Raw genomic sequence first — 25,155 nt, 5'->3', positions numbered from 1 at the left:
GCCGCCCCGGCCTGCGTCGTTCACCCGCTGCGCCTAGCATCGGTCGGATGGGGACACTGCTGAACGGACGCTACGAGCTCGGCGAGGCGATCGGCACCGGGGGCATGGGCCGCGTGCATCGCGCCACTGACACCCGCCTGGGCCGATCTGTCGCGATCAAGATCCTGCGCGTCGGCGGCGGCGAGGACGACACCACGGCCCGCGCGCGCTTCAAGGCCGAGGCGACGCTGGCCGGCTCGCTGCACCACCCCGGCATCGCCCAGGTGTACGACGTCGGCGAGGACGAGTCGTCGCCCGAGCACGAGCCGTTCATCGTGATGCAGCTCATCGAGGGGACGCCGCTGAGCCGCCTGCTCGCCGAGCGGGGAGCCATCCCCGCCGACGGTGTCGCGAAGCTCGTCGGGCAGGTCGCCGACGCGCTCGAGACGGCCCACCTCGCCGGCATCGTGCACCGCGACCTCAAGCCGTCCAACATCGTCGTGACGCCCCAGGGCCGCGCGGTGCTGGTCGACTTCGGCATCGCCTGGTCGGCCGGGAGCGAGCCGCTGACGGCGACCGGTTCGATCATCGGCACCGCCGAGTACTTCAGCCCCGAGCAGGCGGCGGGACGACCGGCGACCGCCCGCTCCGACCTGTACTCCCTCGGCATCGTGGCCTACCACTGCCTCACTGGGGTCTCGCCCTTCCGCCGTGACACCGCCGTCGCCACCGCGATGGCGCAGCTGACGACGGACCTGCCCCCGCTGGACGACTCGGTGCCGGCGGCGCTGCGCACCCTCATCACGTCACTGACGCAGAAGGAGCCCGACGACCGTCCGTCGAGCGCCGCGATCGTGGCGTCGCTCGCGAACGCCGAGACGTCCCCGGCCACGCAGATCGTCCCTCCGGTGACGTCCGCGATTCCGCCTGCCGCGCAGGCGACGACCGTCCAGCCGGCCGCTGCCGCTCCCCCTCCACCGCCCACGGCGGCTCCCACGGCCCCAGTGGCTCCGCCCGTCCTCCCGCCCCCGTCGGGAGCTGACGAGCGCGAGCGGAGGTCGTCGCACTGGATCGTGCTGGCCGTCATCGCGGTGCTGCTGGTGCTCGCTGCCGTGTTGGGGGCACAGGCACTCGGCGGGGACGACGACCCGGCCGATCCCGGCAGCACGACAGCGACCAGCGACTCGCCGACCGACGATCCGACACCGTCGGAGACGCCCGAGCCCACCCAGTCGAGCGAGGAGCCCGACGACGTCACGGTCGACCGCAACTCCCTCATCGGGCTGACCTACGACGACGCGGCCGACCAGCTCAAGCAGCTCGGGCTGTCCGTCCGGCGCGAGGAAGAGACCTCGCCCGCTCCCGCCGGCACCGTCACCGGAGTGTCGCCATCGGGCTCCGTGGAGCCCGGCAGCACTGTCATCCTGACCGTCGCGAAGGAGGCTCCCGAGACCACCGCCCCGCCGTCCGAGACGACCCCGACGGAGCCCGCCGACGACGCCGGTCCCGCTGCCGGTGGGCCGGGCGACAAGAAGGACGACAAAGGACCCAAGAAGCCGTAGTCGAACGACGGCGTCCCGTCGCGGGTGATCCCCTCCGCCTGCAACGACGGTGATTTCGGGACTTTAGGCCCTGTTTCGCGCCGCTACTCTTGCGTAGAGTCGAACATACGTTCTATTGATCCACTCTGGGGTACGTCGCATGTTGATCGAGCAGTTGTCCAGCCTGACCGATGAGGTCGCTGCGCTCGAGCCATGGACGTTGACTTCGGCCGAGGTGCGTGAGGTGATCGCGGCGGTGCAGACGACTCGCACCGCGTTGGACGCTGTCATGTCGCGCCTGGCCGGGTGTGCCGATGACATGGGGCTGCCGAAGGACGACGGTGCGACGTCGACGACAGCGTGGCTGGCGAGCTCGGCGAACATCACCAAGGGTGCTGCGTCCAAGCTGGTCGGGATGGCGAAGGTCACCGGCGAGCGTACTGAGGCCACCCGTGCCGCGTGGGCGTCCGGTCAGCTCAGCACTGAGCAGGCCTCGATCATCATGAAAGCCATCACCGCGTTGCCGGACTGGTGCGGCGACGTCGAGCGTGGTGACGCCGAAGCCCACCTCATCGCGTTGGCCGGCGAGCATGACCTCGATGGGTTGCAGCGGCTGGCGAACCGGGTGCTCGAGGTCATCGACCCCGACGGATTCGACGAACACCTCGGCGAACAGCTCCGCGCGCAGGAAGAACGGGCCCGTGCCCGCACCAGGTTCCAGATGGGCCGGCGTGGTGACGGCACCACCCACGGGTCCTTCGTCGTGCCCGACACCGACGCCGACACCCTCAGAGCAGCGATCGAGGGGATCATCGCCCCACGCCGCAACCAGTTGGCTGCCGAATCGTTCGGCATGGGTGCCGACGACTGGGCCGGCCTGCCCCGCGATCAGAAGATGGGCCACGCCTTCACCGAGCTCATCAACCACCTACCCACAGAAGCCCTGCCCCTGGCCGGGGGCTTGGCGGCGACCGTCGCGGTGATGGTCGACGTCGACGACCTCCGCACAGGTCAAGGCACCGCCACCACCACGTCCGGCACCAGGATGTCCGCGACCAAAGCACAGAGGTTGGCGTGCAACGCCAATTTGGTCGCGATGTACCTCGACAGTTCCAAACGCGTCATCGATCTGGGCACCACCCGCCGCCTCTACGACCGCCACCAACGACTCGTCCTCGCCACCCGCGACCGTGGTTGCGTCTTCCCCACGTGCGACCGCCCACCCTCCTGGTGCGAAGCACACCACCTGAACTACTGGTCCGAGAACGGCCCCACCGACCTCGACAACGCCGCCCTGCTCTGCCACTTCCACCACCACCTCGTCCACGAAGGCCAATGGGTGGCCCGCATGAGCTCTGACGGGATCGTCGAACTCATCCCACCGGCCCATGTGGACCCCGAGCAACGACCACAACGCCACTCACGCTTCGCATCACAGCAACCCCGCGCCGGGTAGCCGAAGCATCCGCCTTCGCCGAGGCGAGGCTCACTTCATCGGGTCGTGGCCCCAGTTCATCAGCGAATAGCGCCACGGGGTCTCCGACACGTCCCCGTCAGGCTTCTGCGCCAGGTGCCGTTCGACGTATCCGTGCACCTTCTTCATGTGGGCGAGGTCGGCATCGGTCAGGTCGTCCTTCTTCGTCCGCGGCAGCTCGATGATGCGGCGGCCGGAGGCGTGCCCGGTACTCTCACGCTTGCCGTCCGACTTCTGCCCGACCTGCTTCGACTCGTCGGTGTCGAGCCACGCCTCCAGCTCGGACGCCGTCATGTTCACGACGTCGTCGAAGTCGTGACGGATGCTGTCGTCGGTGTCGTCTGCGCTCATCTGTCCATGCTGCGCCGACGTCCGACCCTTCGCACCCCGGCACACGCATGCTCTTGAGACCTTCGGGTATCCCGCCGCCGTGCAGACCTTCCTCCCCCATGCCGACTTCGCGACGAGCGCCGCATGCCTCGACCGCGCGCGACTCGGCAAGCAGCGGGTCGAGACGATCCAGGTCGTGCGATCACTCACCGTCCCGGGCTACGGGTGGCGCAACCACCCGGCCGCCGCGATGTGGCGCGGATACCTCGAGGCGCTCGCCGCCTACGGGCTCGCGGTCGTCGACGAATGGGTGTCGCGCGGCTACGACGACAGCTGCGGCAGCACCATCGCGACGGACGTGGCCATCGCGGGCCTCGTCGACGTCCGCAGTCAGGCCGAGCTCGCGGACACCGGCGGGCTGCCGTGGTGGCTCGGCGGGCTCGCGCTGCACCGCAACCACCAGTCGGCCCTGGTCCGCAAGGACCCCGACGACTACGGCCCCCTGTTCCCGGGAGTCCCCGACGACCTGCCCTACGTCTGGCCGGTCCCCCGGACGTGATCACCCGACGGACACACCCCTCTAGGCTGGTCACATGGATCTCGGGCTCACCGACCGCACGTACATCCTCACCGGCGCATCGGGCGGCCTCGGCCTCGCGACCGCGCAGCAGCTGGTCGCCGACGGCGCCAACGTCGTGATCTCCTCGCGCAGCCAGGAGTCGGTCGACCGTGCCACCGCCGAGCTCGGACCACGCGCGATCGGCGTCGCGGTCGACAACGCCGATGCGACAGCGCCCGCCCAGCTCATCGCCGCCGCGCAGGAGGCGTTCGGCCGCATCGACGGCGTGCTGATCAGCGTCGGCGGCCCCGCGGCCGGGCCCATCATGGACCGCACCGAGGACGAGTGGCGCACGGCGTTCGAGTCAGTGTTCTTGGGAGCCGTCCGACTGGCCACCGAGGTCGCCGAGGTGCTGGGCGACGGCGGCTCCATCGCGTTCGTGCTGTCGACCTCGGTCAAGGCCCCGATCGCCGGGCTCGGCATCTCCAACGGTCTGCGCCCCGGGCTGGCCATGGCCGCCAAGACGCTCGCCGACGAGCTGGGTCCCCGCGGCATCCGCGTCAACGCGCTGCTGCCGGGACGCATCTCGACCGACCGGGTCAGGTCGCTCGACGAGGCCACGGGCGACGCTGACCTGGCCCGAACCGCCAACGAGCGCACCATTCCACTGGGTCGTTACGGCGAGCCCGAGGAGTTCGGCCGCGCCGCCGCTTTCCTGCTGTCGCCCGCAGCGAGCTTCCTGACCGGCGTGATGCTGCCGGTCGACGGGGGACTCACCCGGGCGCTGTGACCTCGCGCGCTTGCTCGGCGGCCGCGCGCGACTCCCCCGGGTGCCATCCCGGGGGCATGAAGACGTAGCCGAACTTGTCGCGCCACCGTCCTGCGGCGCGCACGTCCCGCAGCAACGAGACGAACGGGCCGTACTGCAGCTTCAGGACGTTGTAGGTGCCGACCGGCACCGTGAGTCCGTACGTCGGACGGTGCAGCTCCTTCTGGAAGGTGCCGAACATCCGGTCCCAGACGATGAAGATGCCGGCATAGTTCTTGTCGAGGTACTCCGGGTCGCTGCCGTGGTGCACGCGGTGGTGCGACGGGGTGTTGAAGACCAGCTCGATGGGCCACCACATCATCCCAACACGCTCGGTGTGCTGGAAGAACTGGAACACCAGGTTGAAGCCGAAGGCGACGTAGAGCATCCACGGCTCGAAGCCGAGCAGCGGGAACGGTGCCCAGAAGATCGCCTCGGCCCACGGGTTCCACTTCTGGCGCAGCGCTGTCGAGAAGTTGAAGTACTCGCTCGAGTGGTGCGCCTGGTGGGCCGCCCAGCCGATCCGCACCCGGTGCACGAACCGGTGCTGCAGGTAGAACGCCAGGTCGAGCCCGATGATCAGCAGCGCCCACGACCACCATGTGTCGGTCGGCAGGTGCCACGGGGCGAGGTAGACGCTCATCGCGACGAACACGACCAGGGTCCCGGCCTTGAAGATCGCGCTGGACGCGATCGAGCCGATGCCCATCACCAGGCTCGTGCGGGCGTCCTTCTTCTCGTAGCCGCGCAGGTCGCCGTCGGACTCGAGCCACTTGAACGCCGCGAGCTCGAGCAGCAGCGTCAGGACGAAGAACGGCGCCGCGGCCAGCGTGGGGTTCTTCAGCGGGTCGAGCAGCTCCATGACCGCCTCCATTCTCGAGCTATATGACTCTTGGGTAAGTTACCACCAGATCAGTTGCCATGACTAGACTTCTCGCATGGCCCGACCCAATGCCGGCACGAAGGGCGTCCCCCGGCTCGACCGCGAGTCGCAGATCCTCGACGTCGCGTCCGAGCACTTCGGCACCCACGGATTCACCGCGACATCGGTCGCGACGGTCGCGGAGAACGCCGGAATCTCCAAGCCGCTGATCTACAACTACTTCGGCTCCAAGGAGGGTCTCTACGAGGCGTGCCTCGACCGCGGCGGCGCCCTGCTGGCCGACGAGATGGAGCGCGTGGCCCGAGGCGAGGCCGTCGGCATCGAGCGCGGCATGCTGACCCTCGGGGCGCTCTTCGACCTCCTCGAGGGCCGCCGCCACCTGTGGCGACTGTTCTTCGACACCACGGCACCGTCGACCGGCCCGATCCGCGACTCGGTCGCGCTCTACGCCGGCCGTATCGGCAGACTGGCCGACGAGGGTGTCGGCGAGCTGATGGCCCTGGCGGGCAACGAGGACGCCCTCGACGTCTCGGCCATGACGTCGGTGTGGCTGGGCATCGTCGACTCCCTGGTCAACTGGTGGATCGACCACCCCGACGAGACCGCCGACCAGATGATGCAGCGGTGCCTGCGGCTGCTCGACGCACTGTTCGGCGACGCCGGCACGACCGGCTCGCGCGCAGAGCCGCACGCATGAGGACCGATCTCGCGGGCACGACGGTCGTCGTCACGGGCGCCTCGGGCGGCATCGGCGCCCAAGCCGCTCGCAAGCTGTCGCGACGCGGCGCGACCGTGTGCCTCCTCGCGCGCCGCGAGGACGAGCTCGACGAGGTCGTGGGAGACATCCGCTCCGCCGGAGGCACGGCCATCGCGTACGCGGTCGACCTGAGCGATCCCGCTGCCACCGACGACGTCGTCGGACGACTGCTGGTCGACCACCCCCGCATCGACACGCTGGTCAACAACGCGGCCCGGTCGATCCGCCGACCCATCACCGAGTCGCTCGACCGGATGCACGACTACGAGCGCACGATGGCGATCAACTACTTCGGCGCGGTGCGACTGACCCTGGGGCTGGTGCCGCGCTTCGTCGAGCAGGGGCGAGGTCACGTCGTGATCTCGTCGAGCATGTCGACCCAGCTGCCCATCCCGCTGTTCTCGGCCTACCTCGCGAGCAAGGCCGCCCTGGAGTCGTTCACCCGGTCGTTGAGCGCCGAGCTCGGGGGCGAAGGCGTGTCCACGACCGTCGTGCACTTCCCGATGGTGCGCACCGAGATGTCTGGGCGCACCGAGATCTACCAGGCCATGCCGATGCTCAGCGCCGACAAGGCGGCCGACTGGCTCGTCAAGGCCGTCATCGACCGGCCGGCTCGCGTCACCAGCCTGCAGGGGGCCGCCGGCGAGCTGGGCATGGCACTGCTGCCGGGCCCGGTCACGTCAGGCATGCGACCGCTGTTCCGCGGCATGGACCGACTGCTGGCCCGCCGCTCCGGCCACCAGGACAAGCCCCGGTGAGGGCGTTCATCCTGACGGGCCCCGGCACGTGGACGGTCGAGGACGTCGGGCCCCCGCGGGCAGCGCCCGGGCACGTCGTGGTCGACATCGCGCGGGTCGGGGTGTGCGGCACCGACGGCGAGCTGTTCTCCGGCGAGATGGAGTACCTGCGCGACGGTCTGGCCGCGTACCCGCTGCGACCGGGCCACGAGTGGTGCGGGACGGTCAGCGCCCTCGGCGACGGGGTCGACCCCTCGTGGCTGGGACGACGCACGACCGGCGACACCCAGATCGGCTGCGGCCGCTGCCACCGCTGCCGCACTGGTCGCCAGCACGTGTGCGACCAGCGGCACGAGATCGGCCTGCGGCGGGGCTTCGACGGCGCCCTGGCCGAGCAGATGGCGGTTCCCGTGACGGCGCTGCTTCCCCTCCCCGACTCCGTCGACGACACCGCCGGGGCGATGGTCGAGCCGGGCGGCAACGCGCTGCGCGCCGTGCGGGCCGCAGACCTGTCGCCCGGCGAGCGGCTGCTGGTCATCGGGCCCGGCACGATCGGCCTGCTCGCGGCCCTGTTCGCCCTGGCGCAGGGCTGCGAGGTGCACGTGCTGGGTGCCACGGCGGCATCCCTCGAGGTCGCCGTGGCGCACGGTGCTCACGGCGCCTGGACGGCCGACACCCTGCCCGACCTGCGGTGGGACGCCGTGATCGACGCCTCCAATGCCCCCGGCTCCCCCGGCCTCGCCGCCGAGCTCGTCGACGCCGGCCGCCGCATCGTCCTGATCGGGCTGTCCGACACCGCCAGCTGCCTCGACACCCGCGCCCTGGTCATGAAGGACGTCCGGGCGATCGGCATCCTCAGTGCGTCACCCGGGCTCGCCGGCACGATCGAGCTCTACGCCTCGGGTGCCGTCGATCCACGGGGCCTCGTCGCAGCGACCCTCACCCTGGACGACGTCGGCCCCGTCCTGCGCGGCGACCGCCCTGCGGACGCAGGCCCCGGCCCCAAGATCCACATCGACCCGTCGTACGACCGATCCATCGACACGAGGAGCACACCATGAGCGACCGGCTGCTGTTGGACGAGCTGGAGGCGCAGGAGGCACGGCTGGTGCTGGAGTCCTTCGACGAGACCGATGCGTGGCAGCTCGGATCGGCGCTCCGTGAGGCCGCGCTCGCGCAGAGCCTGCCCGTGGCGATCTCGGTGCGCCGCAACGGCCAGCGACTGTTCCACACCGCGCTCCCCGGTGCCTCCGCCGACAACGACGGCTGGCTCGACCGCAAGTGCGCCGTCGTCGATCGCTATGGACGCTCGTCGCTGCGCGTCGGCGAGCAGTTCCGCGTGAGTGGCAAGACGTTCGAGGCCGACTCCCGGCTCGACCCGACGCGGTACGCGGCGCACGGCGGGGCGTTTCCACTGATCGTCCGCGGCACGGGATGCATCGGCACCGTCGCGGTGTCGGGCCTGCCGCAGCGCGACGACCACCGGCTCGTCGTCGAGACGCTCGAGGCATTCATCGCCGCCCGCGCACACTAGATGCTGGCCCGACAGATACTTGGTGTACCAATCATTGGTACGCTCGGGATATGACCACTCGCGATCCGCTCGCACTCGAAGAGCAGGTGTGCTTCGCCCTGGCCGTCGCGTCCCGCGAGGTCGTGGCCTCCTACCGATCGGTGCTCGAACCACTGGGCCTGACCCATCCGCAGTACCTCGTGATGCTGGCACTGTGGCAGCACGACGCCTCGGGCTCGGCCTCGGACGGCATGTCCGTCAAGCAGCTCAGCGCGCTGCTGCACCTCGATCCCGGCACCGCGTCGCCGCTGCTCAAGCGACTCGAGGCGGCCGGCATGGTCTCCCGGCGACGCTCCACCGACGACGAGCGCGTGCTGGTCGTGAGCGTGACCGCCGAGGGGCGCGAGCTGCGGCGGCGCGCCCTCGCCGTCCCTTCGACGATGCTGGCCCGGCTCGGCATGACCGAGACCGACCTCGTCGCCACCAACGACGTCCTCCACCGCATCATCGATGCCGCACACGAGAGCCACGAGTCATGAGCAACCAAACCCCGAGCACCCCCCGCCGCACCAGCCCCCATCCGTCCGCCGAGCTCGTCGCGCTGCGCCGGGTGCAGCGACGCGTCGGGGCGATCGCCTTCTTCGCCGTCGCGATCCACGGCGTGCTGGGACTCATCGTCGTGGCGCACGTCGTCAAGGGTGAGGACCGCGGCTCCGACGCCGTTCTGCTGCTCGTGATGTCGGGCGTGTTCGCCGTCGTCACCTACGTCGTGGTGCGGGTCATCCTCGCCGCACGGCTGTGGGCTCCGGCGTGGATCGCCCTGTCACTCGTGCCGACCGCGATCGGCTTCGTCTGGGTGCTGTGACCCCTTGTCGGCGCGCTGGGCCGCGTCACGCACGGCAGCGGCGACCTTCTGGTGCACATCGTGGTGGAACACGCTGGGGATGATGTAGTTGGCGTTGAGCTCATCGGGCGAGACCGAGCTCGCGACGGCGTCGGCTGCCGCCAGCAGCACCTCCATGCCGATGCCGTGGCTCTGCGCGTCGAGCAGACCCCGGAAGATGCCGGGGAACGCCAGGACGTTGTTGATCTGGTTGGGGTAGTCCGATCGGCCCGTCGCGACGACCGCGGCGTGCTGGCGGGCGATCGCCGGCTCGATCTCCGGATCAGGGTTGGCCAGGGCGAACACGATCGAGCCGGGTGCCATCTTCTCGACGTCCTCGGCCGTGATGAGGTTCGGCGCACTCACGCCGATGAACACGTCGGCACCGGGCAGCGCATCGCGCAGGGTGCCGGTGTGCCCGGCCGGGTTGGTGTTCTCGGCCGTCCACACGAGGGACGGGTCGAGGCCCTCGCGTCCGGCGTGGACGACGCCCTGCACATCGCACACCGTGACGTCGACGGCCCCCGCGTGCAGCAGCACCTTGAGCACGGCGGTGCCTGCCGCTCCCGCGCCGACCAGCACGATGCGGGCTGCCGGCAGGTCCTTGCCGACGACGCGCAGGGCGTTGCGCAGCGCCGCCAGCACGACGACCGCGGTGCCGTGCTGGTCGTCGTGGAACACCGGGATGTCGAGGCGCTCGCGCAGCCGCGCCTCGACCTCGAAGCAGCGGGGAGCCGAGATGTCCTCGAGGTTGATGCCGGCGAAGCCCGGTGAGATCGCGGCGACCGTCTCGACGATCTGGTCGACGTCCTGCGTGTCGAGGACGATCGGCCAGGCGTCGATGTCGGCGAAGCTCTTGAACAGTGCCGCCTTGCCCTCCATGACCGGCAACGCCGCGTGCGGACCGATGTTGCCGAGCCCCAGCACCGCCGAGCCGTCGCTGACGACGGCGACACTGTTGCGCTTGACCGTGAGGCGACGCGCGTCCTCCTTGTCGGCCACGATGGCCTGGCAGATGCGAGCGACGCCCGGCGTGTAGATCATCGAGAGATCGTCACGGTTGCGCAGCGGGTGCTTGGTGGCGGTCTCGATGACGCCACCGAGGTGCATCAGGAAGGTGCGGTCGGAGACCTTGAGCACCGCGACGTCGCCGACGGCCTTGAGAGCCTCGACGATGACGGCGGCGTGATCGGTGTCGGACGCGGCGCAGGTGAGATCGATGCGCAACGCGTCGGCACCGGACGCCGCGACGTCGAGCGCCGTCACGAGGCCGCCGGCCTGCTCGACCGTCGTGGTCAGGTCGCTCACGGCGGATCCCCCTGAAGGGACCTCGAGCCGGATCGTGATCGAGTACGAGATGCTGGGCGCGGTGGAAGGCTTCACCCCACCATCGTAAACGCGAGGCTTTCCTCATGTTTGTCCGGTCTCCGCCGAGGCCCCTCTCCCGCGAGTAGAGTCGGCCCCGAGCCGCAACACCCCGCGGCTCGACCGTTGGAGGGGCCCACCACCGCCCCTCCGCCACATCGAGAGAGAGCGCCACCGTGACCGATCCCAGCACGCCGCCCACACCGTCCGCCTTCGGCACCCGCCACGAGCAGGTCGTCTTCTGCCACGACGAGGCCAGCGGCCTCAAGGCGATCATCGCGATCTACTCGACCGCCCTCGGGCCGGCGCTCGGCGGCACGCGTTTCTACCCGTATGCGTCCGAGGCCGACGCCCTGACCGACGTGCTCAACCTGTCGCAGGGCATGGCCTACAAGAACGCGCTGGCCGGTCTCGACCTCGGCGGCGGCAAGGCCGTCATCATCGGCGACCCGCACACGCTCAAGTCCGAGACTCTGCTGCGCGCCTACGGACGGTTCGTGCAGACCCTCAACGGTCGCTACTTCACGGCCTGCGACGTCGGCACCTTCTCGCCTGACATGGACCTCATCGCCCGCGAGTGCGACTTCGTCACCGGGCGCACGGTCGAGCACGGCGGTGCCGGCGACTCCTCGGTGCTGACCGCGTTCGGCGTCTACCAGGGCATGCGGGCCTCGGCGCAGCACCTGTGGGGCGACACGTCACTGGCCGGCAAGCGGATCGGAGTGGCCGGAGTCGGCAAGGTCGGACGTCACCTCGTCGGGCACCTGGTCGACGAGGGTGCCGACGTCGTCGTCACGGACCCCTATGCTCCGGCCGTCATGGCCCTGCTGCAGACGCACCCGGGCGTCCGCAGCGTCGTCGACACCGACGCCCTGATCCGCGAGCCGCTCGACGTCTACGCCCCGTGCGCGCTCGGCGGTGCCCTCGACGACGAGTCGGTGCAGGCGCTGACGGCGCAGGTCGTGTGCGGCGCGGCCAACAACCAGCTCGCGCACGAGGGCATCGAGAAGCAGCTGCAGGACCGCGGCATCACGTACGCCCCCGACTACTGCGTCAACGCAGGTGGCGTCATCCAGGTCGCCGACGAGCTCGAGGGCTTCGACTTCGATCGCGCCAAGATGCGGGCGACCTCGATCTACGACACGACCCTGGGCGTGCTCGAGCACGCGAAGGCCGAGGGCATCTCCCCGTCGCTGGCCGCCGACCGGATGGCCGAGCAGCGCATGCGCGACGTGGGACGCCTGCGGTCGGTCTACCTGCCGTAGCCGTCGCGGGCGGCGCGTACCCCACCTTCCGCCGGGGCGCGGTGCGTACGCCACCGAATGCAGTCGAGATCGACGTCGTTCGGTGGCGTACGCACCGCCCGGGCTACGGGGTGGTGAGGGAGATCATCGCGGTCGAGTCGATCGACGTGAGCAGCACTCCCAGGTGCTCGGGGTCGACAACTTGCGACCCGAACACCTGCGGGTCGGGCACGAAGCTGACGGTCGTCCCGGTCGGCAGGCCAGCAGGGACGAGCGACGCCGGCCGCCCGTCAGGGATTCCCCGCACGTAGCGCGCCGACCACGCACCCTCGGCGCGGACGTTGGTGTGCACGAGCCACGAGCTCAGCGCCGCCACGACCGACATGCCCGACCGCGGCAGGCCGTCGGGCAGCTGCGGCGACCCGGGCACGTCGAAGAAGCGAAGGTCAGGCGTCGCCATCACGGGCTTCACGACCCACGTGCCGTCGTCACCCCGCCGCGTGTCGGTGCCGCGTCCGTCGTCACGCACCGCGATGGAGTCGTCGTCGCCGACGATCACCTCGATGGCACGAGTCGAGCCCTCCGCTGCCTCGTCGAGGGCATACGCCAGCACCTCGAGGAGCAGGTGCAGGACACCGCCACGCGCATGACGCGACGCATCGGCCCGGATGGACTCGATGTGCTCGACATCGACCGGCTCACGCCAGTCGTGCGACGTGAGCAGCCTCAGGACGCGGCTGGGTCTTCTCGCGCGAGATCGCGGTACTGCTCGGGAATGGGCTCGCCCGATTCTCCGTGGAGCTCTCGCTGCAGGGTGTTGAAGTCTGTGTCCGGAGTCCGGTACTTCAAGTCGCGCGCAACTTTGGTCTGTTTGGCTTTCGCACGGCCGCGGCCCATAAGGCTCGACCCCCTCGCAGAGAAATAGTCAGTTTGTCGTGCTGACCACCCTACCGGCAGTACGCAACCATCTCGGCACCGACCCCCGCGGCGGGGCAGAAAACCTGCGGCGTGCCGCAGAACTCAGGCGTGCGAGCCTGTCAGGGTCACGGTGCCGCCGTCGCCGTGCACGCCCGCCGCCTGCACGTCACCGGCGATCCAGGCGTCGATCCCGTGCTCGGCCAGCAGCCGCAGCGCGGCGTCGGCGGCGTCGGGAGCGACGAGCGCGACCATGCCGACGCCCATGTTGAGCGCGAGGTCGAGGTCGGCCTGAGACACCGACCCGAGCTGGCCGACGAGCCCGAAGACGGGCTGCGGCGTCCACGTCGAGCGGTCGACGCGCACCGACACGGTCGGGGGGACGACGCGCGCGAGATTGGCCGCCAGGCCGCCTCCCGTGATGTGCGACATCGCGTGCACCTCGACCTGCTTGACCAGCGCGAGACACGGCAGCGTGTAGAGCTTGGTCGGCGTGAGCAGCTGCTCGCCCAGCGTCGTGCCGAACTCGGGCACCTCGCGGTCGAGCTCCCAGCCGGCTGTCTGGAAGAAGACGTGACGCACGAGCGAGAAGCCGTTGGAGTGCAGACCGCTCGACCGCATCGCGATGACGACGTCGCCGGGACGCACGAGCTCGGCACCGATCAGCTCGTCGGCCTCGACGACACCCGTCGTGGAGCCGGCGATGTCGTACTCGTCGACGCCCAGCAGACCCGGGTGCTCGGCGGTCTCGCCGCCCAGCAGGGCCGTGCCGGACTCGGCGCACGCCTGCGCGATGCCCTTGACGATGTCGGCGATGCGCTCGGGGACGACCTTGCCGCAGGCGATGTAGTCGGTCATGAACAGCGGCTCGGCACCGCAGACGACGAGGTCGTCGACCAGCATGCCGACGAGGTCGAAGCCGATCGTGTCGTGCTGGTCCATGCGCTGGGCGATCTGCACCTTGGTGCCGACGCCGTCGGCCGACGTGGCGAGGTAGGGCTTGCGGTAGCTCTTGAGCGCCGAGGCGTCGAAGAGACCGGCGAAGCCGCCGATGCCGCCCACGACCTCGGGGCGACGGGCCTTGTCGACCCACTCCTTCATGAGCTCGACGGCGCGGTCGCCCTCCTCGATAGAGACGCCCGCCGAGGCGTACGACGTGCCGGCCTGCGGAGCGGTCACTGGATGACCTCGAGCGGCAGCTGGTCCTGGACCTCGAGGAGGTGCTTGCCGATCACGTCGTCCTCCGGGAGCGCCACGGGGTAGATGCCGTCGAAGCACGCCCGGCACAGGTTGTCCTTGGGGATGTTGGTCGCCTCGACGAGCTGGTCGAGGGTCACGTACGCCAGCGAGTCGGCACCGATCGAGCGGCAGATCTCGTCGACCGAGATGCCGTTGGCGATGAGCTCGGCGCGCGAGGCGAAGTCGATGCCGTAGAAGCACGGCCACTTGACCGGCGGCGACGAGATGCGCACGTGCACCTCGGCGGCACCGAACTCGCGCAGCATCCGCACGAGGGCGCGCTGGGTGTTGCCGCGCACGATCGAGTCGTCGACGACGACGAGCCGCTTGCCGGCGATGACGTCGCGCAGCGGGTTGAGCTTGAGCCGGATGCCCAGCTGGCGCAGCGTCTGCGACGGCTGGATGAACGTGCGTCCGACGTACGAGTTCTTGACCAGGCCGTGGCCGAAGGGAATGCCCGACTCCTCGGCGTAGCCGATCGCGGCCGGGGTGCCCGACTCGGGCACGGGGATGACCAGGTCGGCCTCGACCGGGAACTCGCGGGCCAGGCGGCGGCCGATCTCGGCGCGCACCGAGAACACCCGCTGGTCGGCGATCGTGGTGTCGGGACGCGCGAGGTAGACGTACTCGAAGATGCAGCCCTTGGGCTCTGCCGTGGCGAAGCGCTCGGTGCGCAGGCCGTTCTCGTCGATCGCGATGAACTCACCGGGCTGGATCTCCCGGATGAAGGAGGCACCGACGATGTCGAGCGCGGCCGTCTCGCTGGCAACGACCCAGCCGCGGTCGAGCCGGCCGAGCACGAGCGGCCGGATGCCCTGGGGGTCGCGGGCGGCGTAGAGCGTCCCCTCGTCCATGAAGACCAGCGAGAAGGCGCCGCGCAGCTGCGGCAGCACCTCGAGCGCAGCCTCCTCGACCGAGCGGTCGGGGTAGGACGCGAGCAGCGAGGCCATGACGGCTGTGTCGGAGGTGGCGGTCTCGCCCTTGCCGGAGCCGCGGCCCGACTCGACGTCGCGCGCCGCGAGCAGGTCGGCCAGCTCGGCGGTGTTGGTCAGGTTGCCGTTGTGGCCGAGCGCGACCGAGCCGGCGGCGGTGGGTCGGAACGTCGGCTGCGCGTTGTGCCAGACGCTCGATCCGGTGGTCGAGTAGCGGGCGTGGCCGATCGCGATCTCGCCCTTGAGCGACTCGAGCGTCGCCTCGTCGAAGACCTGGGACACCAGGCCCATGTCCTTGTAGACCAGGATCTGGCGGCCGTTGCTCACCGCGATGCCGGCGGACTCCTGGCCGCGGTGCTGCAGCGCGTAGAGACCGAAGTAGGTCAGCTTGGCGACCTCTTCGCCCGGGGCCCAGACACCGAACACGCCACAGGCGTCCTGGGGTCCGGCGTCCTGAGGATCGAGGTCGTGGGTGAGGCGTCCATCTCCGCGGGGCACCGCACCAGTGTAGGGGTGGCGGCCCGGCAGGCCCAACCCTTGGCGGGTGTGACCCCGTCGGGCCGAGCACTCCGTCGGGCTGCCTGAGTGCGCGTATCCCCCTACAGTTCGAGCCATGGACTCAGACAGCATCAGCGTGGAGCGCACGATCCCGGCGGCACCCGAGCAGATCTTCGCTCTGCTGTCCGACGCCGGCAAGCACCAGAGCTTCGACGGATCGGGCACGGTGCGAGGCACGCGCGAGGCATCGCGACCCCTGACGCTCGGCACCCGGTTCGGGATGGCGATGCACCAGGGATTCGGCTACCGGACGTCCAACGAGGTCGTCGAGCACGAGCAGGACCGGCGCATCGCATGGCAGACCACTGGCCTCAAGGGCATCGTCGGCGGACGCATCTGGCGCTACGAGCTCGAGCCGGTCGAGGGCGGCACGCTCGTCCGCGAGACGTGGGACGTCTCGCGCGACAAGCAGAAGTTCTTCATCAAGCGCAGCAAGATACCGGCCGCGACCGAGCGCAGCATGCGCACGACGCTCGACCGGATCGCGGAGGCCCTTGCGCGCTAGCGACCCCCGCTAGGGTGGTGTGACTCACACCACATCCGCGAGGAGCCCTGCATGACCGCGCTGCCCGACGCCACCTACCTTCCCGACTTCCTCGCGGCACGGGCCGCCGAGCGTCCCGACGCGCCGTGCTGGGTCTTCGGCGACCGCACGTGGAGCTGGGCGCAGGCATGGGAGTCGGTGGGGCAGGCGGCCGGCGCGCTCCGGGCCGACGGCGTGGGGCGCGGCGACCGGGTCGCGGTGCTCGACCGCAACAACCCCGCCGTGCTGCAGGTGCTGCTGGGTGGGTGCCACGTGGGCGCGGCCACGACGGTCGTCAACTGGCGGCTGGCCGGTGACGAGCTCGACTACGTCATCAACGACTGCCGCGCCAAGGTGCTGTTCGTCGGCCACCGCCTGCTCGACCAGCTGGAGCTGATCCGCGACCGGCTCGAGCACGTCGAGAAGATCGTCGTCGTGGGTGGCGCCGACGACGGCTTCGAGGCGTGGCTCGACGGGGCCGCCCCGATCGACCGGCAGGACGACGTGACGCCCGACGACGTGTGCGTCGTGATGTACAGCTCGGGGACCACGGGACGTCCGAAGGGCGTGCAGCTGACGCAGGCGGCGATGGTCGCGCACAGCGTCAACGGTGCCGGCGACACGACCTACGCCGACGGTGACATGCTGCTCGTCGCAATGCCGATGTTCCACGTCGGCGGCACGTCGTACGCGCTGCTCGGGCCCGTCAAGGGCGTGCCCGGCTACATCGTCAGCGAGGTCGACGCGACCCTCATGGCCGGCGGCATCATGGCCGGTTGCACCCACGCCTTCCTCGTCCCCGCCGTCGTCGCGGCGCTCGTGGCGGCAGGACCCGAGGCGATGGCCTTGTTCGGCCGGCTCAAGGGCGTCGGCTACGGCGCGGCACCCATGCCACCACCTGTGCTGAGGGCAGCCATGGCGGCGTGGCCCGACACGTCGTTCCAGCAGGTGTACGGGATGACCGAGTTCGGCGGCGTCATCACGACCCTCGAGGACGACGCGCACCGCGACACCGCGCATCCCGAGCGCCTGACCTCGGCCGGACGCCCCGTCCCGGAGGCCGAGATGCGCATCGTCGACCCCACGACGCTGCAGGACGTGCCCGCGGGAGGCTCCGGCGAGGTGTGGTTCCGCACGCCGCAGGCGACGATCGGCTACATCGGCCGTCCCGACGACACCGCCGCGCTCATCACGGACGACGGGTGGGTGCGGACCGGCGACCTCGGCCGCGTCGACGACGGCGGCTTCCTGTACATCGAGGACCGGCTCAAGGACATGATCATCACGGGTGGTGAGAACGTCTACTCCCCCGAGGTCGAGCGCGTCCTGGCCGAGCACCCCGCCGTCGCGGAGATCGCGATCATCGGCGTGCCCGACGACCGCTGGGGCGAGACCGTCAAGGCCGTCGTCGCGTTCCGTCCGGGCGCGAGCGCCTCGCCCGACGAGCTCATCGCCTTCGCGCGCGAACGGCTGGCCGGCTACAAGGCCCCGTCGTCGATCGACGTGGTCGAGGCGCTGCCGCGCAATCCCTCGGGCAAGATCCTCAAGCGCGAGCTGCGCAAGCCCTACTGGGGAGACAGCACCCGGCAGGTCTGAGCCCGTCGGCGGCGGACGCAACGCGACCCCGGCCATCCAGGGGTGGGGACCGGGGTCGCGATGTCTCCGATCGTAGCGCCCGCACTTCCCATGCGTCCCACCAGTCACACCAGTCCCGTGACAGCGACCCCGCGCCCACGTACGCTCGTGCCATGCGTCTGGTGCCCCGACTCACTGCGAAGTCGTCTTCCCCCACCACGCGGCTCCTGATCACCGGTCTCGTCACCGGCCTGGCCGCGTCCCTCCTCCTGTCCTCCCCTGCGCGCGCCGCGGGGCCCGAGGCACCCGGCAGCTTCACGGGCCAGGGATTCGACGCGTGCGTCGCGCCGAGCCAGTCGGTCATGGACACCTGGAACCTCACGTCGCCGTTCAGCGCGATCGGCATCTACGTGTCGGGCAACTCCCGCTACTGCGGCGACAGGTACCAGCCCAACCTCACGGCGTCCTGGGTCGCCCGCAACGCCGCCAACGGCTGGCGCTTCATGCCGATCCACGTCGGCCGCCAGTCGCCGTGCTTCAAGAACAACCCCAGCAGCCGCGTGCAGAAGAAGAAGATGTCGACCGACGTGGTGACGGCACGCGCCGAAGCCGTGGCCGAGGCGCAGGAGACAGCCGCCGCTCTGGCCAAGTACGGCTTCGGCCCCGGCAGCGTCTCGTACCTCGACATCGAGTGGTACGCCCGCACCGCCGCGTGCGACAACCTCCTGCTCGAGTACGTCGACGCCTGGACCGAGCAGCTGCACGCGATGGGCTACCAGTCGGGCCTCTACTCCAGCGGCTCGGCCGGCATCAAGGTCGTCGACGAGGCGCGGCTCGCGGGCCGCCCCGGCATGACGTTCCCCGACCAGATGTGGAACGCGTGGGTCAACAAGAAGGCCGACACCAAGGGCGGGCCGTACCTGTCCGACAGCGGGTGGATCCGCCAGCGCATCCACCAGTACCACAACGGCATCAACGTCTCGTACGGCGGAAAGACGCTCAACATCGACAAGAACTACCTCGACGTCGGTCAGGGATCCGTTCCGTCGCCGCAGTCGAACCCGTGCGGCGTGGCCGTCACGTTCAGGTCGTACCCGACGCTCAAGGTCGGCGCCAACCGCGCCGAGGTGGCGGCGCTGGAGTGCCTGCTCAAGAAGCAGGGCCTCGTCAAGAAGATCGACACGTCCTACGGGGCCGGCACGGCTCGCGCCGTCGACCGCTACCGGGCCAAGCGGGGCTGGAGCAAGAGCGGCGTCGCGACCCGTGCGGTGTGGACGGCACTGCTGGCGCAGGGATCACGCCCCCGCGTGCTCAAGGAGGGCTCGGTCGGCGAGCCCGTGTGGCGCCTGCAGCGATCGCTGACGGCCGCAGGCCTCAAGCCCGGCCTGTCGGGTGTCTACGACGCGCGGACGGTCAAGGCTGTCCAGGCGTACCGCAAGGCACGCAAGCTGCCGGGCTACACCACGACGGAGTCGAAGGTGTGGGGCCAGCTGCGTCGCGGCAAGACGGCCTGATCCCGGCGAGGTGACACCGATCGAGACAGCACGTAGCCTCGAGCCCATGCGTCTGCCGTCCCGTCCTGCCCTGCACCTGTCCGTCGTCGGTCTCGCGACCGGCCTGCTCGCGTCCGTCCTGCTGGCCACGCCCGCCTCGGCGGCCTCGCCGCAGGCCCCCGGCGGCTTCACGGGGCACGGCTTCGACACGTGCGTGGCCCCCGACCAGGCGACGATGGACACCTGGAACCTGACGTCGCCGTTCAGCGCCGTCGGCATCTACATCTCCGGCGACTCCCGCTTCTGCGGCGACGCGGCGCAGCCCAACCTGTCCCCCGCGTGGGTCGCTCAGAACGCCCGCAACGGATGGCGCTTCCTGCCCATCCACGTGGGTCGCCAGGCACCGTGCTTCGTCAACAACCCGGCGAGCAAGGTGCCGAAGTCGGTCATGTCGCGCAGCGCGCGCACGGCTCGGCAGGAGGCTCGCAGCGAGGCCGACCAGGCCGTCGCGGCGCTGAAGCGCTACGGCTTCGGCAAGCACAGCGTGTCGTACCTCGACATCGAGTACTACACGCGCACCGCGTCGTGCGACCGCATCGTGCTGGAGTTCGTCGACGCGTGGACCGAGCGCCTGCACCAGAAGGGCTACAAGTCGGGCCTCTACGGCAGTGGCTCGGCCGCGATCCAGGCCGTCGACGAGGCCCGCCGCACCAAGCGTCGCGGATTCACCGAGCCCGACCAGATGTGGCTCGCGTGGGGCAACGGCAAGGCCAACACCAACGGTGGCCCCTACCTGTCGCGGCAGGGCTGGAAGCGCCAGCGCCTGCACCAGTACGAGCTCGACGTGCGCGTCTCCCACGGCGGCGCCTCGCTGCTGATCGACCGGAACTTCCTCGACGTCGGCAAGGGCTCGAAGGCCGGCAAGGAATCGACGCCGTGCGGCACGACCCAGACGTTCACGCGCTACTCGACGCTCAAGGTCGGCTCGAAGGGCAAGCAGGTCAAGGCGCTGGAGTGCCTGCTGCGCCGTCAGGGCGTCCTGTCGTCGGTCGACCAGCACTTCGGCATCGGCACGGCCCGTGCGGTCGACGCCTTCCGCGCCCGGCTGGGCCTGGCTCCTGCCGGCAACGCCAACCGGGTGACGTGGACCGCGCTGCTCTCGCAGGGCCGTAACCCCGTCGTCCTCAAGCAGGGTTCGGTCGGACCGTCGGTCTATCGTCTGCAGCGGTCGCTCGTGGCCGCTGGCGCGAGCCTGAAGGTCACGGGTGTCTACGACGGCGGCACGATCCGCGCGGTGCGGGCGTATCGCGCTGCGCGGGGTCTGCCTCAGTACCCGACCGTCGAGGCGTCGGTCTGGGCCGAGCTGCAGCGCGGCCAGATCATCTAGGCATGTCCTCGCGCCCGACCGCGGTGCTGGTCTCGGCCCACCGCGGCGGTGCGGGCGACGAGCGCAGCGCCGAGAACACCCTGGCGGCGTTCGAGGCAGCCATCGCGATGGGCTGCGACTACGTCGAGTTCGACGTCCGCCTCACCGCGGACGGCGTCCCGGTCGTCTTCCACGACGACGAGGTCGCCGACGGGTCGCAGCACCGCTCGATCGCGGGTCACCGGCTCGACGACTTCACCGGCGTCGTCCTGGTGACGCTCGACGAGGTGCTCGACGTCGTCCGCGGTCGCGTCAAGGCGCACGTCGACCTGAAGGTGCCCGGCGGCGAGATCGAGCTGGTGTCGCACCTGGTCGACGTCCTGGGCAGCGACCAGCTCATCATCACGACGGCCGAGGACTCGTCGGTGCGGCAGATCGTCGCGTGGTCGCACCGGCACGCCCCCGGGCTCCTGGTCGGTCTGTCGTCGAGCCCCCGTTCCTGGACGAGCCCCTGGCAGCGACGGATCGCCCGGTGGCAGGCGGCGTTCCCGCGCACCCGCATCCGGCGCAGCCACGCCAACCTCGTCGTCTCGCACAAGGCGCTGGCCCGGGTCAGCCTGCGCGCCTACGCCCGACGCCGACGGCTCCCGCTGCTGGTGTGGACCGTCGACCGCCCCGACGAGCTCGACCGGTGGATGAACGACCCCGACGCGTGGATGGTGACGACCAACCATCCGGCCCGGGCGATCGCGGCCCGTCGCGGCGGCACCACCTGAGGCGGTGGGTCAGGCGACGTCGAGCGGCAGCAGCGGTGACAGGTCGGAGCGCTCGCCGGATGCCCGCACCGTCGCGTCAGCCCAGCCGAGCCGTCCCCGGCCAAGGGCGATCCACGTGGCGGCGTCCATCTCGACGACCGCAGGTGGTGTGCCGCGCGTGTGCCGTGACCCTTCGACGACCTGCACCGCGGCGAACGGCGGGATGCGCACCTCGACGCTCGCGCCCGGCGCCTTGGCGACCAGCAGGGCGGCCAGGTGCTTGGTCGCGGCCTTCAGGTCGGCGCGCGACGGCTCCCCCGCGTCGAGCCGCTCGCAGATCTGCGCGAACTCCTCGTGCGTCAGGGCGGCGTATCGCGCCATCGTACCGGCCATGTCAGGCCAGGTGCGCGCCGAGCACCGCCGGCAGCGTGGCCTGCCACGCGGCCTTGAGCTCGGCGATCGGGACGCTCAGCTGACCGGCGACCTCGATCGTGTCGCCGCCAGTGCGGCCGACGGACGCGAGCTCGACGCCGTGCTTCTCGGCGAGACCGACGAACTCGTCGTGACGATCCGCGGCGACGACGACCATCGCGCGGGCCGACGACTCGCTGAACAGCTCGACGAAGGGCTCGTCGAGGTCGACCGTGACGCCGATGCCGTGACGGAACGACGCCTCGGCCAGGGCCATCGCGAGCCCGCCGTCGGACAGGTCGTGCGCCGACTCGACGACACCGGTCTTGGCGGCCTCGACCATGAGGTCGGCGAGCGAGCACTCCGCGGCGAGGTCGACGACAGGCGGCTGACCGCCGAGGTGGCCGTGGACGACATCGGCCCACGTCGATCCCGACAGCTCTTCACGGGTCTCGCCGAGCACCAGCACGTGGCTGCCCTCGGCGGAGAAGCCCTGCGTGATGCGCTGCCGCACGTCGTCGATGACGCCGAGCACGCCGACGACGGGCGTCGGCAGGATCGGGGTGTCGCCGGTCTGGTTGTAGAACGACACGTTGCCGCCCGTGACGGGGATGCCCAGCACCGCGCAGGCGTCCTTGAGGCCGTGCGTGGCCTGCTCGAACTGCCACATGACGTCGGGGTTCTCGGGCGAGCCGAAGTTGAGGCAGTCGGTGACCGCGAGCGGCAGCGCGCCCGTGACGGCGACGTTGCGGTACGACTCGGCGAGCGCGAGCTGCGCACCGACATAGGGGTCGAGCTTGGCGAAGCGACCGTTGCAGTCGGTCGAGACGGCCACACCGAGGTTGGTCTCGTCGTCGATGCGGATGACGCCGGCGTCCTCGGGCTGGGCCAGCACGGTGTTGCCCTGCACGTAGCGGTCGTACTGGTCGGTGACCCACGACTTGTCGGCCATGTTGGGCGAGCTCACGACCGCGAACAGCTGGTCGCGCAGCTCGTCACCCGTCGCAGGCCGTGCGAGTGCCTCGGCGGGATCGGCCTGCAAGGCGTCCTGCCACGACGGACGCGCGTAGGGGCGGTCGTAGGTCGGCCCGTCGTGCGCGACCGAGCGCGGCGGCACGTCGACGACGGTCTCGCCGTGCCAGTCGATCACGAGGTGGTCGCCGTCGGTGACCTCGCCGACCACGACGGCCTCGACGTCCCACTTGTCGCAGATCGCCATGAACGCGTCGAGGTGGTGCGGCTCGACGACCGCCATCATGCGCTCCTGCGACTCGCTCATGAGGATCTCCTCGGGCGAGAGCGTCGAGTCGCGCAGGGGGACGGTGTCGAGCTCGACGTGCATGCCGCCGCTGCCCGCCGAGGCCAGCTCGCTCGTGGCGCACGAGAGACCGGCGCCGCCGAGGTCCTGGATGCCGTTGACGACCTGCGCCGCGAACAGCTCGAGCGTGCACTCGATCAGCAGCTTCTCCATGAACGGGTCGCCGACCTGGACGGCGGGACGCTTGGACGGGCCTGTTGACTCGAAGGTCTCGGACGCCAGCACCGAGACGCCGCCGATGCCGTCGCCGCCGGTGCGCGCGCCGTAGAGCACGACCTTGTTGCCGACGCCCGACGCGAACGCCAGGTGCAGGTCCTCGTGACGCAGCACGCCGACGCACAGGGCGTTGACGAGCGGGTTGCCGACATACGTCTCGTCGAACACGACCTCGCCGCCGATGTTGGGCAGGCCGAGGCAGTTGCCGTAGCCGCCGACGCCCGCCACGATGCCGGGCAGGACGCGCGCGGTGTCGGGCGCGTCGAGCGGTCCGAAGCGCAGCGGGTCCATGACGGCGACCGGACGGGCACCCATCGCGAGGATGTCGCGGACGATGCCGCCGACGCCCGTGGCAGCGCCCTGGTAGGGCTCGACGTAGGACGGGTGGTTGTGCGACTCGACCTTGAACGTGACGGCGTAGCCCTGGCCGATGTCGATGACGCCGGCGTTCTCGCCGATGCCGGCGAGGGTCTTGCCGAGCGGCGTCTCCTGCGGCAGGTCGCCGAACTTCTTGAGGTGCACCTTGGACGACTTGTACGAGCAGTGCTCGCTCCACATCACCGAGTACATCGCCAGCTCGGCACCCGTGGGACGACGGCCCAGGATCTCGCGGATCGTCGCGTACTCGTCGGGCTTGAGCCCCAGCTCGGACCAGGGCTGCGCCTGGTCGGGGGTGCCGGTGGCGTGCGCCACGGTGTCGAGGCGGGGGCGGACGGGGCTGGAGGCGTCAGTCACGACCCGATCCTATCGGGCATCCCGGCGTCGCCCGACAGCGCCGCGAGTGGCGCATTCCGGGTGCCGAGTGGCGCAGATCCGCGCGACACGCCGTCCCGAAATCGCGAGATCGCGCCACTCGGCGGACGGGCGGGGTCACTCGAGCTCGGCGGGCTGCACCGGGGACGCATCGACCGCTGATCGGCGGCGGCCACCCGGCAGCCGGCCGGCCAGCGAGCTGAGCGGCTCGACGGCCCCGCTGAGCGCCCCCACCGCGGAGTTGAGCCCGGGGATCGCGTCGCCGAGCGCCTCCAGACGAGGTGCCAGCCGCTCGAGCGTCGCCCCGAGGGCCACGAGCTGGTCGAGCGTGCCGCCCGGCACCAGCAACCGCTCGAGCATCCCGTCGTCGGCCAGGAGCTGCTCGACGAGCCCTCCCTCGGCCAGGCCCCGCTCGAGGACGCCGCCGTCGGCCAGCACGCGGTCGAGCACTCCTCCCTGGACGAGCAGCTTGTCGAGCGCACCGCCGTCGGCCAGCACCCGGTCGAGCGCCCCCTCCTCGGCGAGCAGCTTGTCGAGCGCACCGCCGGGTGCGAGGAACCGGTAGAGGGGTCCGTCCTCGGAGAGCGCCCGGTCGAGCGGGCCACCTGCCTCGAGGAGCCGCACGAAGGGTCCGTCCTCGTCGGCCATGCGGTCGAGCAGGCCGTCGCGGGCCAGCGCCTTGCCGATGGGTCGGTCGTCGGACGTCAGGTCGGCGAGCGTGTTGGCCAGGCCGATCGGCCCCCGCTCGTCGGCGAGGATGCGGCCGATCTGGTCGAGCAGGCCGCCCTCGCTGATGATCTGGCCCAGCCGCGTCCCGTAGCCGCCCTCGCGCAGGATCGGGCCGTTCGGCGAGGCCAGCTGTCCCAGCCCCAACGTGGCCTGCGTCGCGGCCACGGAGACGCGGAGCGGAAGGAGGGCGAGCCCGCGAAGATCCATGCAGGCAGCGTAGGTGCTCCACTCCCACCTGTCATCGCTCGCGCGCCCCCTGCACGGTCGGCGCTCGTGGCCCTATCGTGGTGCCATCCACG

Annotated in this window: 26 protein-coding genes; 16 read left to right on the top strand and 10 right to left on the bottom strand. The window is 70.6% G+C overall.

All coding sequences use genetic code 11. The features are described 5' to 3' along the window. Positions 1-47 precede the first annotated feature (47 nt). Entirely contained in the window at positions 48-1,541 is a 1,494-nt protein-coding gene (locus JOF40_RS08035; protein ID WP_129185393.1) for a serine/threonine-protein kinase, read from the top strand. 139 nt (positions 1,542-1,680) lie between these two features. Further along, positions 1,681-2,976, top strand: coding sequence for an HNH endonuclease signature motif containing protein (locus JOF40_RS08030; RefSeq protein WP_129185970.1), 1,296 nt, complete (start codon positions 1,681-1,683; stop codon positions 2,974-2,976). A 30-nt stretch (positions 2,977-3,006) separates the two neighbouring features. Here JOF40_RS08030 and JOF40_RS08025 read toward each other — a convergent pair whose 3' ends face one another. Next, positions 3,007-3,345 (bottom strand): DUF3140 domain-containing protein, encoded by a 339-nt coding sequence (locus JOF40_RS08025; RefSeq protein ID WP_129181779.1) that lies wholly within the window; start codon positions 3,343-3,345, stop codon positions 3,007-3,009. A 79-nt stretch (positions 3,346-3,424) separates the two neighbouring features. Between JOF40_RS08025 and JOF40_RS08020 the strand changes: the two genes are divergently transcribed. Beyond that, a complete protein-coding gene (locus JOF40_RS08020) occupies positions 3,425-3,883 on the top strand; it encodes an MSMEG_6728 family protein (RefSeq protein ID WP_129181776.1) in 459 nt (152 codons plus the stop codon). A 34-nt stretch (positions 3,884-3,917) separates the two neighbouring features. Then, positions 3,918-4,673 carry an SDR family oxidoreductase gene (locus tag JOF40_RS08015; RefSeq protein WP_129181773.1) on the top strand — a complete coding sequence of 252 codons (756 nt, stop codon included), beginning with the start codon at positions 3,918-3,920 and terminating at the stop codon, positions 4,671-4,673. Here JOF40_RS08015 and JOF40_RS08010 read toward each other — a convergent pair. Beyond that, positions 4,657-5,553, bottom strand: a complete 897-nt coding sequence (locus JOF40_RS08010; RefSeq protein ID WP_245343107.1) for a sterol desaturase family protein — start codon at positions 5,551-5,553, stop codon at positions 4,657-4,659. The two genes, JOF40_RS08015 and JOF40_RS08010, sit on opposite strands and share 17 nt — an antisense overlap. 76 nt (positions 5,554-5,629) lie before the next feature. Between JOF40_RS08010 and JOF40_RS08005 the strand changes: the two genes are divergently transcribed. The 6 genes from JOF40_RS08005 to JOF40_RS07980 are packed head-to-tail and all read left to right on the top strand — an operon-like array spanning position 5,630 to position 9,446. Further along, on the top strand, positions 5,630-6,271 hold the full coding sequence (locus JOF40_RS08005; protein WP_129181767.1) for a TetR/AcrR family transcriptional regulator: 642 nt from the start codon (positions 5,630-5,632) through the stop codon (positions 6,269-6,271). Then, positions 6,268-7,089 carry an SDR family NAD(P)-dependent oxidoreductase gene (locus JOF40_RS08000; RefSeq protein ID WP_129181764.1) on the top strand — a complete coding sequence of 274 codons (822 nt, stop codon included), beginning with the start codon at positions 6,268-6,270 and terminating at the stop codon, positions 7,087-7,089. Before JOF40_RS08005 ends, JOF40_RS08000 begins: the two co-directional genes overlap by 4 nt. Further along, complete coding sequence (locus tag JOF40_RS07995; protein WP_129181761.1) at positions 7,086-8,129, top strand: zinc-dependent alcohol dehydrogenase; 1,044 nt, start codon at positions 7,086-7,088, stop codon at positions 8,127-8,129. Before JOF40_RS08000 ends, JOF40_RS07995 begins: the two co-directional genes overlap by 4 nt. Continuing rightward, positions 8,126-8,602, top strand: coding sequence for a heme-degrading domain-containing protein (locus JOF40_RS07990; RefSeq protein WP_129181758.1), 477 nt, complete (start codon positions 8,126-8,128; stop codon positions 8,600-8,602). The genes JOF40_RS07995 and JOF40_RS07990 overlap by 4 nt, the downstream gene beginning before the upstream one ends. 50 nt (positions 8,603-8,652) lie before the next feature. Further along, positions 8,653-9,120 (top strand): MarR family winged helix-turn-helix transcriptional regulator, encoded by a 468-nt coding sequence (locus JOF40_RS07985; protein WP_129181756.1) that lies wholly within the window; start codon positions 8,653-8,655, stop codon positions 9,118-9,120. Then, on the top strand, positions 9,117-9,446 hold the full coding sequence (locus JOF40_RS07980) for a hypothetical protein (protein WP_129181753.1): 330 nt from the start codon (positions 9,117-9,119) through the stop codon (positions 9,444-9,446). Before JOF40_RS07985 ends, JOF40_RS07980 begins: the two co-directional genes overlap by 4 nt. On the opposite strand, the gene JOF40_RS07975 is transcribed toward JOF40_RS07980, so the two are convergent. Further along, positions 9,405-10,847 carry an NAD-dependent malic enzyme gene (locus JOF40_RS07975; RefSeq protein WP_129181750.1) on the bottom strand — a complete coding sequence of 481 codons (1,443 nt, stop codon included), beginning with the start codon at positions 10,845-10,847 and terminating at the stop codon, positions 9,405-9,407. The two genes, JOF40_RS07980 and JOF40_RS07975, sit on opposite strands and share 42 nt — an antisense overlap. A gap of 158 nt (positions 10,848-11,005) precedes the next feature. Between JOF40_RS07975 and JOF40_RS20230 the strand changes: the two genes are divergently transcribed. Next, a complete protein-coding gene (locus JOF40_RS20230; RefSeq protein ID WP_129181747.1) occupies positions 11,006-12,094 on the top strand; it encodes a Glu/Leu/Phe/Val dehydrogenase dimerization domain-containing protein in 1,089 nt (362 codons plus the stop codon). Positions 12,095-12,197: 103 nt separating this feature from the next. Here JOF40_RS20230 and JOF40_RS07965 read toward each other — a convergent pair whose 3' ends face one another. The 4 genes from JOF40_RS07965 to purF form a co-directional block, all read right to left on the bottom strand. Continuing rightward, on the bottom strand, positions 12,198-12,686 hold the full coding sequence (locus JOF40_RS07965) for an ATP-binding protein (protein ID WP_188111733.1): 489 nt from the start codon (positions 12,684-12,686) through the stop codon (positions 12,198-12,200). Between the two features lie 113 nt (positions 12,687-12,799). Further along, positions 12,800-12,970 carry a DUF3073 domain-containing protein gene (locus tag JOF40_RS07960; RefSeq protein WP_082555933.1) on the bottom strand — a complete coding sequence of 57 codons (171 nt, stop codon included), beginning with the start codon at positions 12,968-12,970 and terminating at the stop codon, positions 12,800-12,802. 123 nt (positions 12,971-13,093) lie between these two features. Beyond that, positions 13,094-14,167: a phosphoribosylformylglycinamidine cyclo-ligase gene (gene purM, locus JOF40_RS07955; RefSeq protein ID WP_129181745.1), complete on the bottom strand. Its 1,074-nt coding sequence runs from the start codon at positions 14,165-14,167 to the stop codon at positions 13,094-13,096. After that, a complete protein-coding gene (gene purF / locus JOF40_RS07950) occupies positions 14,164-15,657 on the bottom strand; it encodes an amidophosphoribosyltransferase (RefSeq protein WP_129181742.1) in 1,494 nt (497 codons plus the stop codon). The genes purM and purF overlap by 4 nt, the downstream gene beginning before the upstream one ends. A gap of 115 nt (positions 15,658-15,772) precedes the next feature. Between purF and JOF40_RS07945 the strand changes: the two genes are divergently transcribed. From JOF40_RS07945 to JOF40_RS07925, 5 genes are all read left to right on the top strand, one after another. Beyond that, positions 15,773-16,222 carry an SRPBCC family protein gene (locus JOF40_RS07945; protein WP_129181739.1) on the top strand — a complete coding sequence of 150 codons (450 nt, stop codon included), beginning with the start codon at positions 15,773-15,775 and terminating at the stop codon, positions 16,220-16,222. Positions 16,223-16,273: 51 nt separating this feature from the next. Further along, complete coding sequence (locus JOF40_RS07940; RefSeq protein ID WP_129181737.1) at positions 16,274-17,836, top strand: AMP-binding protein; 1,563 nt, start codon at positions 16,274-16,276, stop codon at positions 17,834-17,836. Between the two features lie 152 nt (positions 17,837-17,988). Then, positions 17,989-19,329 carry a glycoside hydrolase domain-containing protein gene (locus JOF40_RS07935; protein ID WP_129181735.1) on the top strand — a complete coding sequence of 447 codons (1,341 nt, stop codon included), beginning with the start codon at positions 17,989-17,991 and terminating at the stop codon, positions 19,327-19,329. 46 nt (positions 19,330-19,375) lie between these two features. Next, complete coding sequence (locus tag JOF40_RS07930) at positions 19,376-20,695, top strand: glycoside hydrolase domain-containing protein (RefSeq protein ID WP_129181734.1); 1,320 nt, start codon at positions 19,376-19,378, stop codon at positions 20,693-20,695. Positions 20,696-20,697: 2 nt separating this feature from the next. After that, positions 20,698-21,450, top strand: a complete 753-nt coding sequence (locus tag JOF40_RS07925; protein WP_129181732.1) for a glycerophosphodiester phosphodiesterase — start codon at positions 20,698-20,700, stop codon at positions 21,448-21,450. A 9-nt stretch (positions 21,451-21,459) separates the two neighbouring features. Here JOF40_RS07925 and JOF40_RS07920 read toward each other — a convergent pair whose 3' ends face one another. The 3 genes from JOF40_RS07920 to JOF40_RS07910 form a co-directional block, all read right to left on the bottom strand. Continuing rightward, positions 21,460-21,822 (bottom strand): sterol carrier family protein, encoded by a 363-nt coding sequence (locus tag JOF40_RS07920; protein WP_245343106.1) that lies wholly within the window; start codon positions 21,820-21,822, stop codon positions 21,460-21,462. A gap of 1 nt (position 21,823) precedes the next feature. Next, positions 21,824-24,109, bottom strand: coding sequence for a phosphoribosylformylglycinamidine synthase subunit PurL (gene purL / locus JOF40_RS07915; protein WP_129181729.1), 2,286 nt, complete (start codon positions 24,107-24,109; stop codon positions 21,824-21,826). A gap of 135 nt (positions 24,110-24,244) precedes the next feature. Continuing rightward, the gene (locus tag JOF40_RS07910; RefSeq protein ID WP_129181726.1) at positions 24,245-25,063 is read right to left on the bottom strand and encodes an ABC transporter; all 819 of its coding nucleotides are present in this window, start codon (positions 25,061-25,063) and stop codon (positions 24,245-24,247) included. Positions 25,064-25,155 lie beyond the last annotated feature (92 nt).

This window comes from Aeromicrobium fastidiosum (genome assembly GCF_017876595.1).
Taxonomy (GTDB): domain Bacteria; phylum Actinomycetota; class Actinomycetes; order Propionibacteriales; family Nocardioidaceae; genus Aeromicrobium; species Aeromicrobium fastidiosum.
The sequence above is the reverse complement of the archived record's forward strand: the minus strand, read 5'-3'. Positions and strand labels throughout refer to the sequence as shown.

Coding starts and splice junctions, on each gene's coding strand:
- JOF40_RS07910 (WP_129181726.1), bottom strand. CDS start 25,063: ATGGATCTTCGCGGGCTCGCCCTCCTTCCGCTCCGCGTCTCCGTGGCC.
- JOF40_RS07935 (WP_129181735.1), top strand. CDS start 17,989: ATGCGTCTGGTGCCCCGACTCACTGCGAAGTCGTCTTCCCCCACCACG.
- JOF40_RS07960 (WP_082555933.1), bottom strand. CDS start 12,970: ATGGGCCGCGGCCGTGCGAAAGCCAAACAGACCAAAGTTGCGCGCGAC.
- JOF40_RS07920 (WP_245343106.1), bottom strand. CDS start 21,822: ATGGCCGGTACGATGGCGCGATACGCCGCCCTGACGCACGAGGAGTTC.
- JOF40_RS07930 (WP_129181734.1), top strand. CDS start 19,376: ATGCGTCTGCCGTCCCGTCCTGCCCTGCACCTGTCCGTCGTCGGTCTC.
- JOF40_RS08010 (WP_245343107.1), bottom strand. CDS start 5,553: ATGGAGCTGCTCGACCCGCTGAAGAACCCCACGCTGGCCGCGGCGCCG.
- JOF40_RS07945 (WP_129181739.1), top strand. CDS start 15,773: ATGGACTCAGACAGCATCAGCGTGGAGCGCACGATCCCGGCGGCACCC.
- JOF40_RS07985 (WP_129181756.1), top strand. CDS start 8,653: ATGACCACTCGCGATCCGCTCGCACTCGAAGAGCAGGTGTGCTTCGCC.
- JOF40_RS07940 (WP_129181737.1), top strand. CDS start 16,274: ATGACCGCGCTGCCCGACGCCACCTACCTTCCCGACTTCCTCGCGGCA.
- JOF40_RS07990 (WP_129181758.1), top strand. CDS start 8,126: ATGAGCGACCGGCTGCTGTTGGACGAGCTGGAGGCGCAGGAGGCACGG.
- JOF40_RS07925 (WP_129181732.1), top strand. CDS start 20,698: ATGTCCTCGCGCCCGACCGCGGTGCTGGTCTCGGCCCACCGCGGCGGT.
- JOF40_RS08000 (WP_129181764.1), top strand. CDS start 6,268: ATGAGGACCGATCTCGCGGGCACGACGGTCGTCGTCACGGGCGCCTCG.
- JOF40_RS07980 (WP_129181753.1), top strand. CDS start 9,117: ATGAGCAACCAAACCCCGAGCACCCCCCGCCGCACCAGCCCCCATCCG.
- JOF40_RS08035 (WP_129185393.1), top strand. CDS start 48: ATGGGGACACTGCTGAACGGACGCTACGAGCTCGGCGAGGCGATCGGC.
- JOF40_RS08005 (WP_129181767.1), top strand. CDS start 5,630: ATGGCCCGACCCAATGCCGGCACGAAGGGCGTCCCCCGGCTCGACCGC.
- JOF40_RS08015 (WP_129181773.1), top strand. CDS start 3,918: ATGGATCTCGGGCTCACCGACCGCACGTACATCCTCACCGGCGCATCG.
- JOF40_RS08030 (WP_129185970.1), top strand. CDS start 1,681: ATGTTGATCGAGCAGTTGTCCAGCCTGACCGATGAGGTCGCTGCGCTC.
- JOF40_RS08025 (WP_129181779.1), bottom strand. CDS start 3,345: ATGAGCGCAGACGACACCGACGACAGCATCCGTCACGACTTCGACGAC.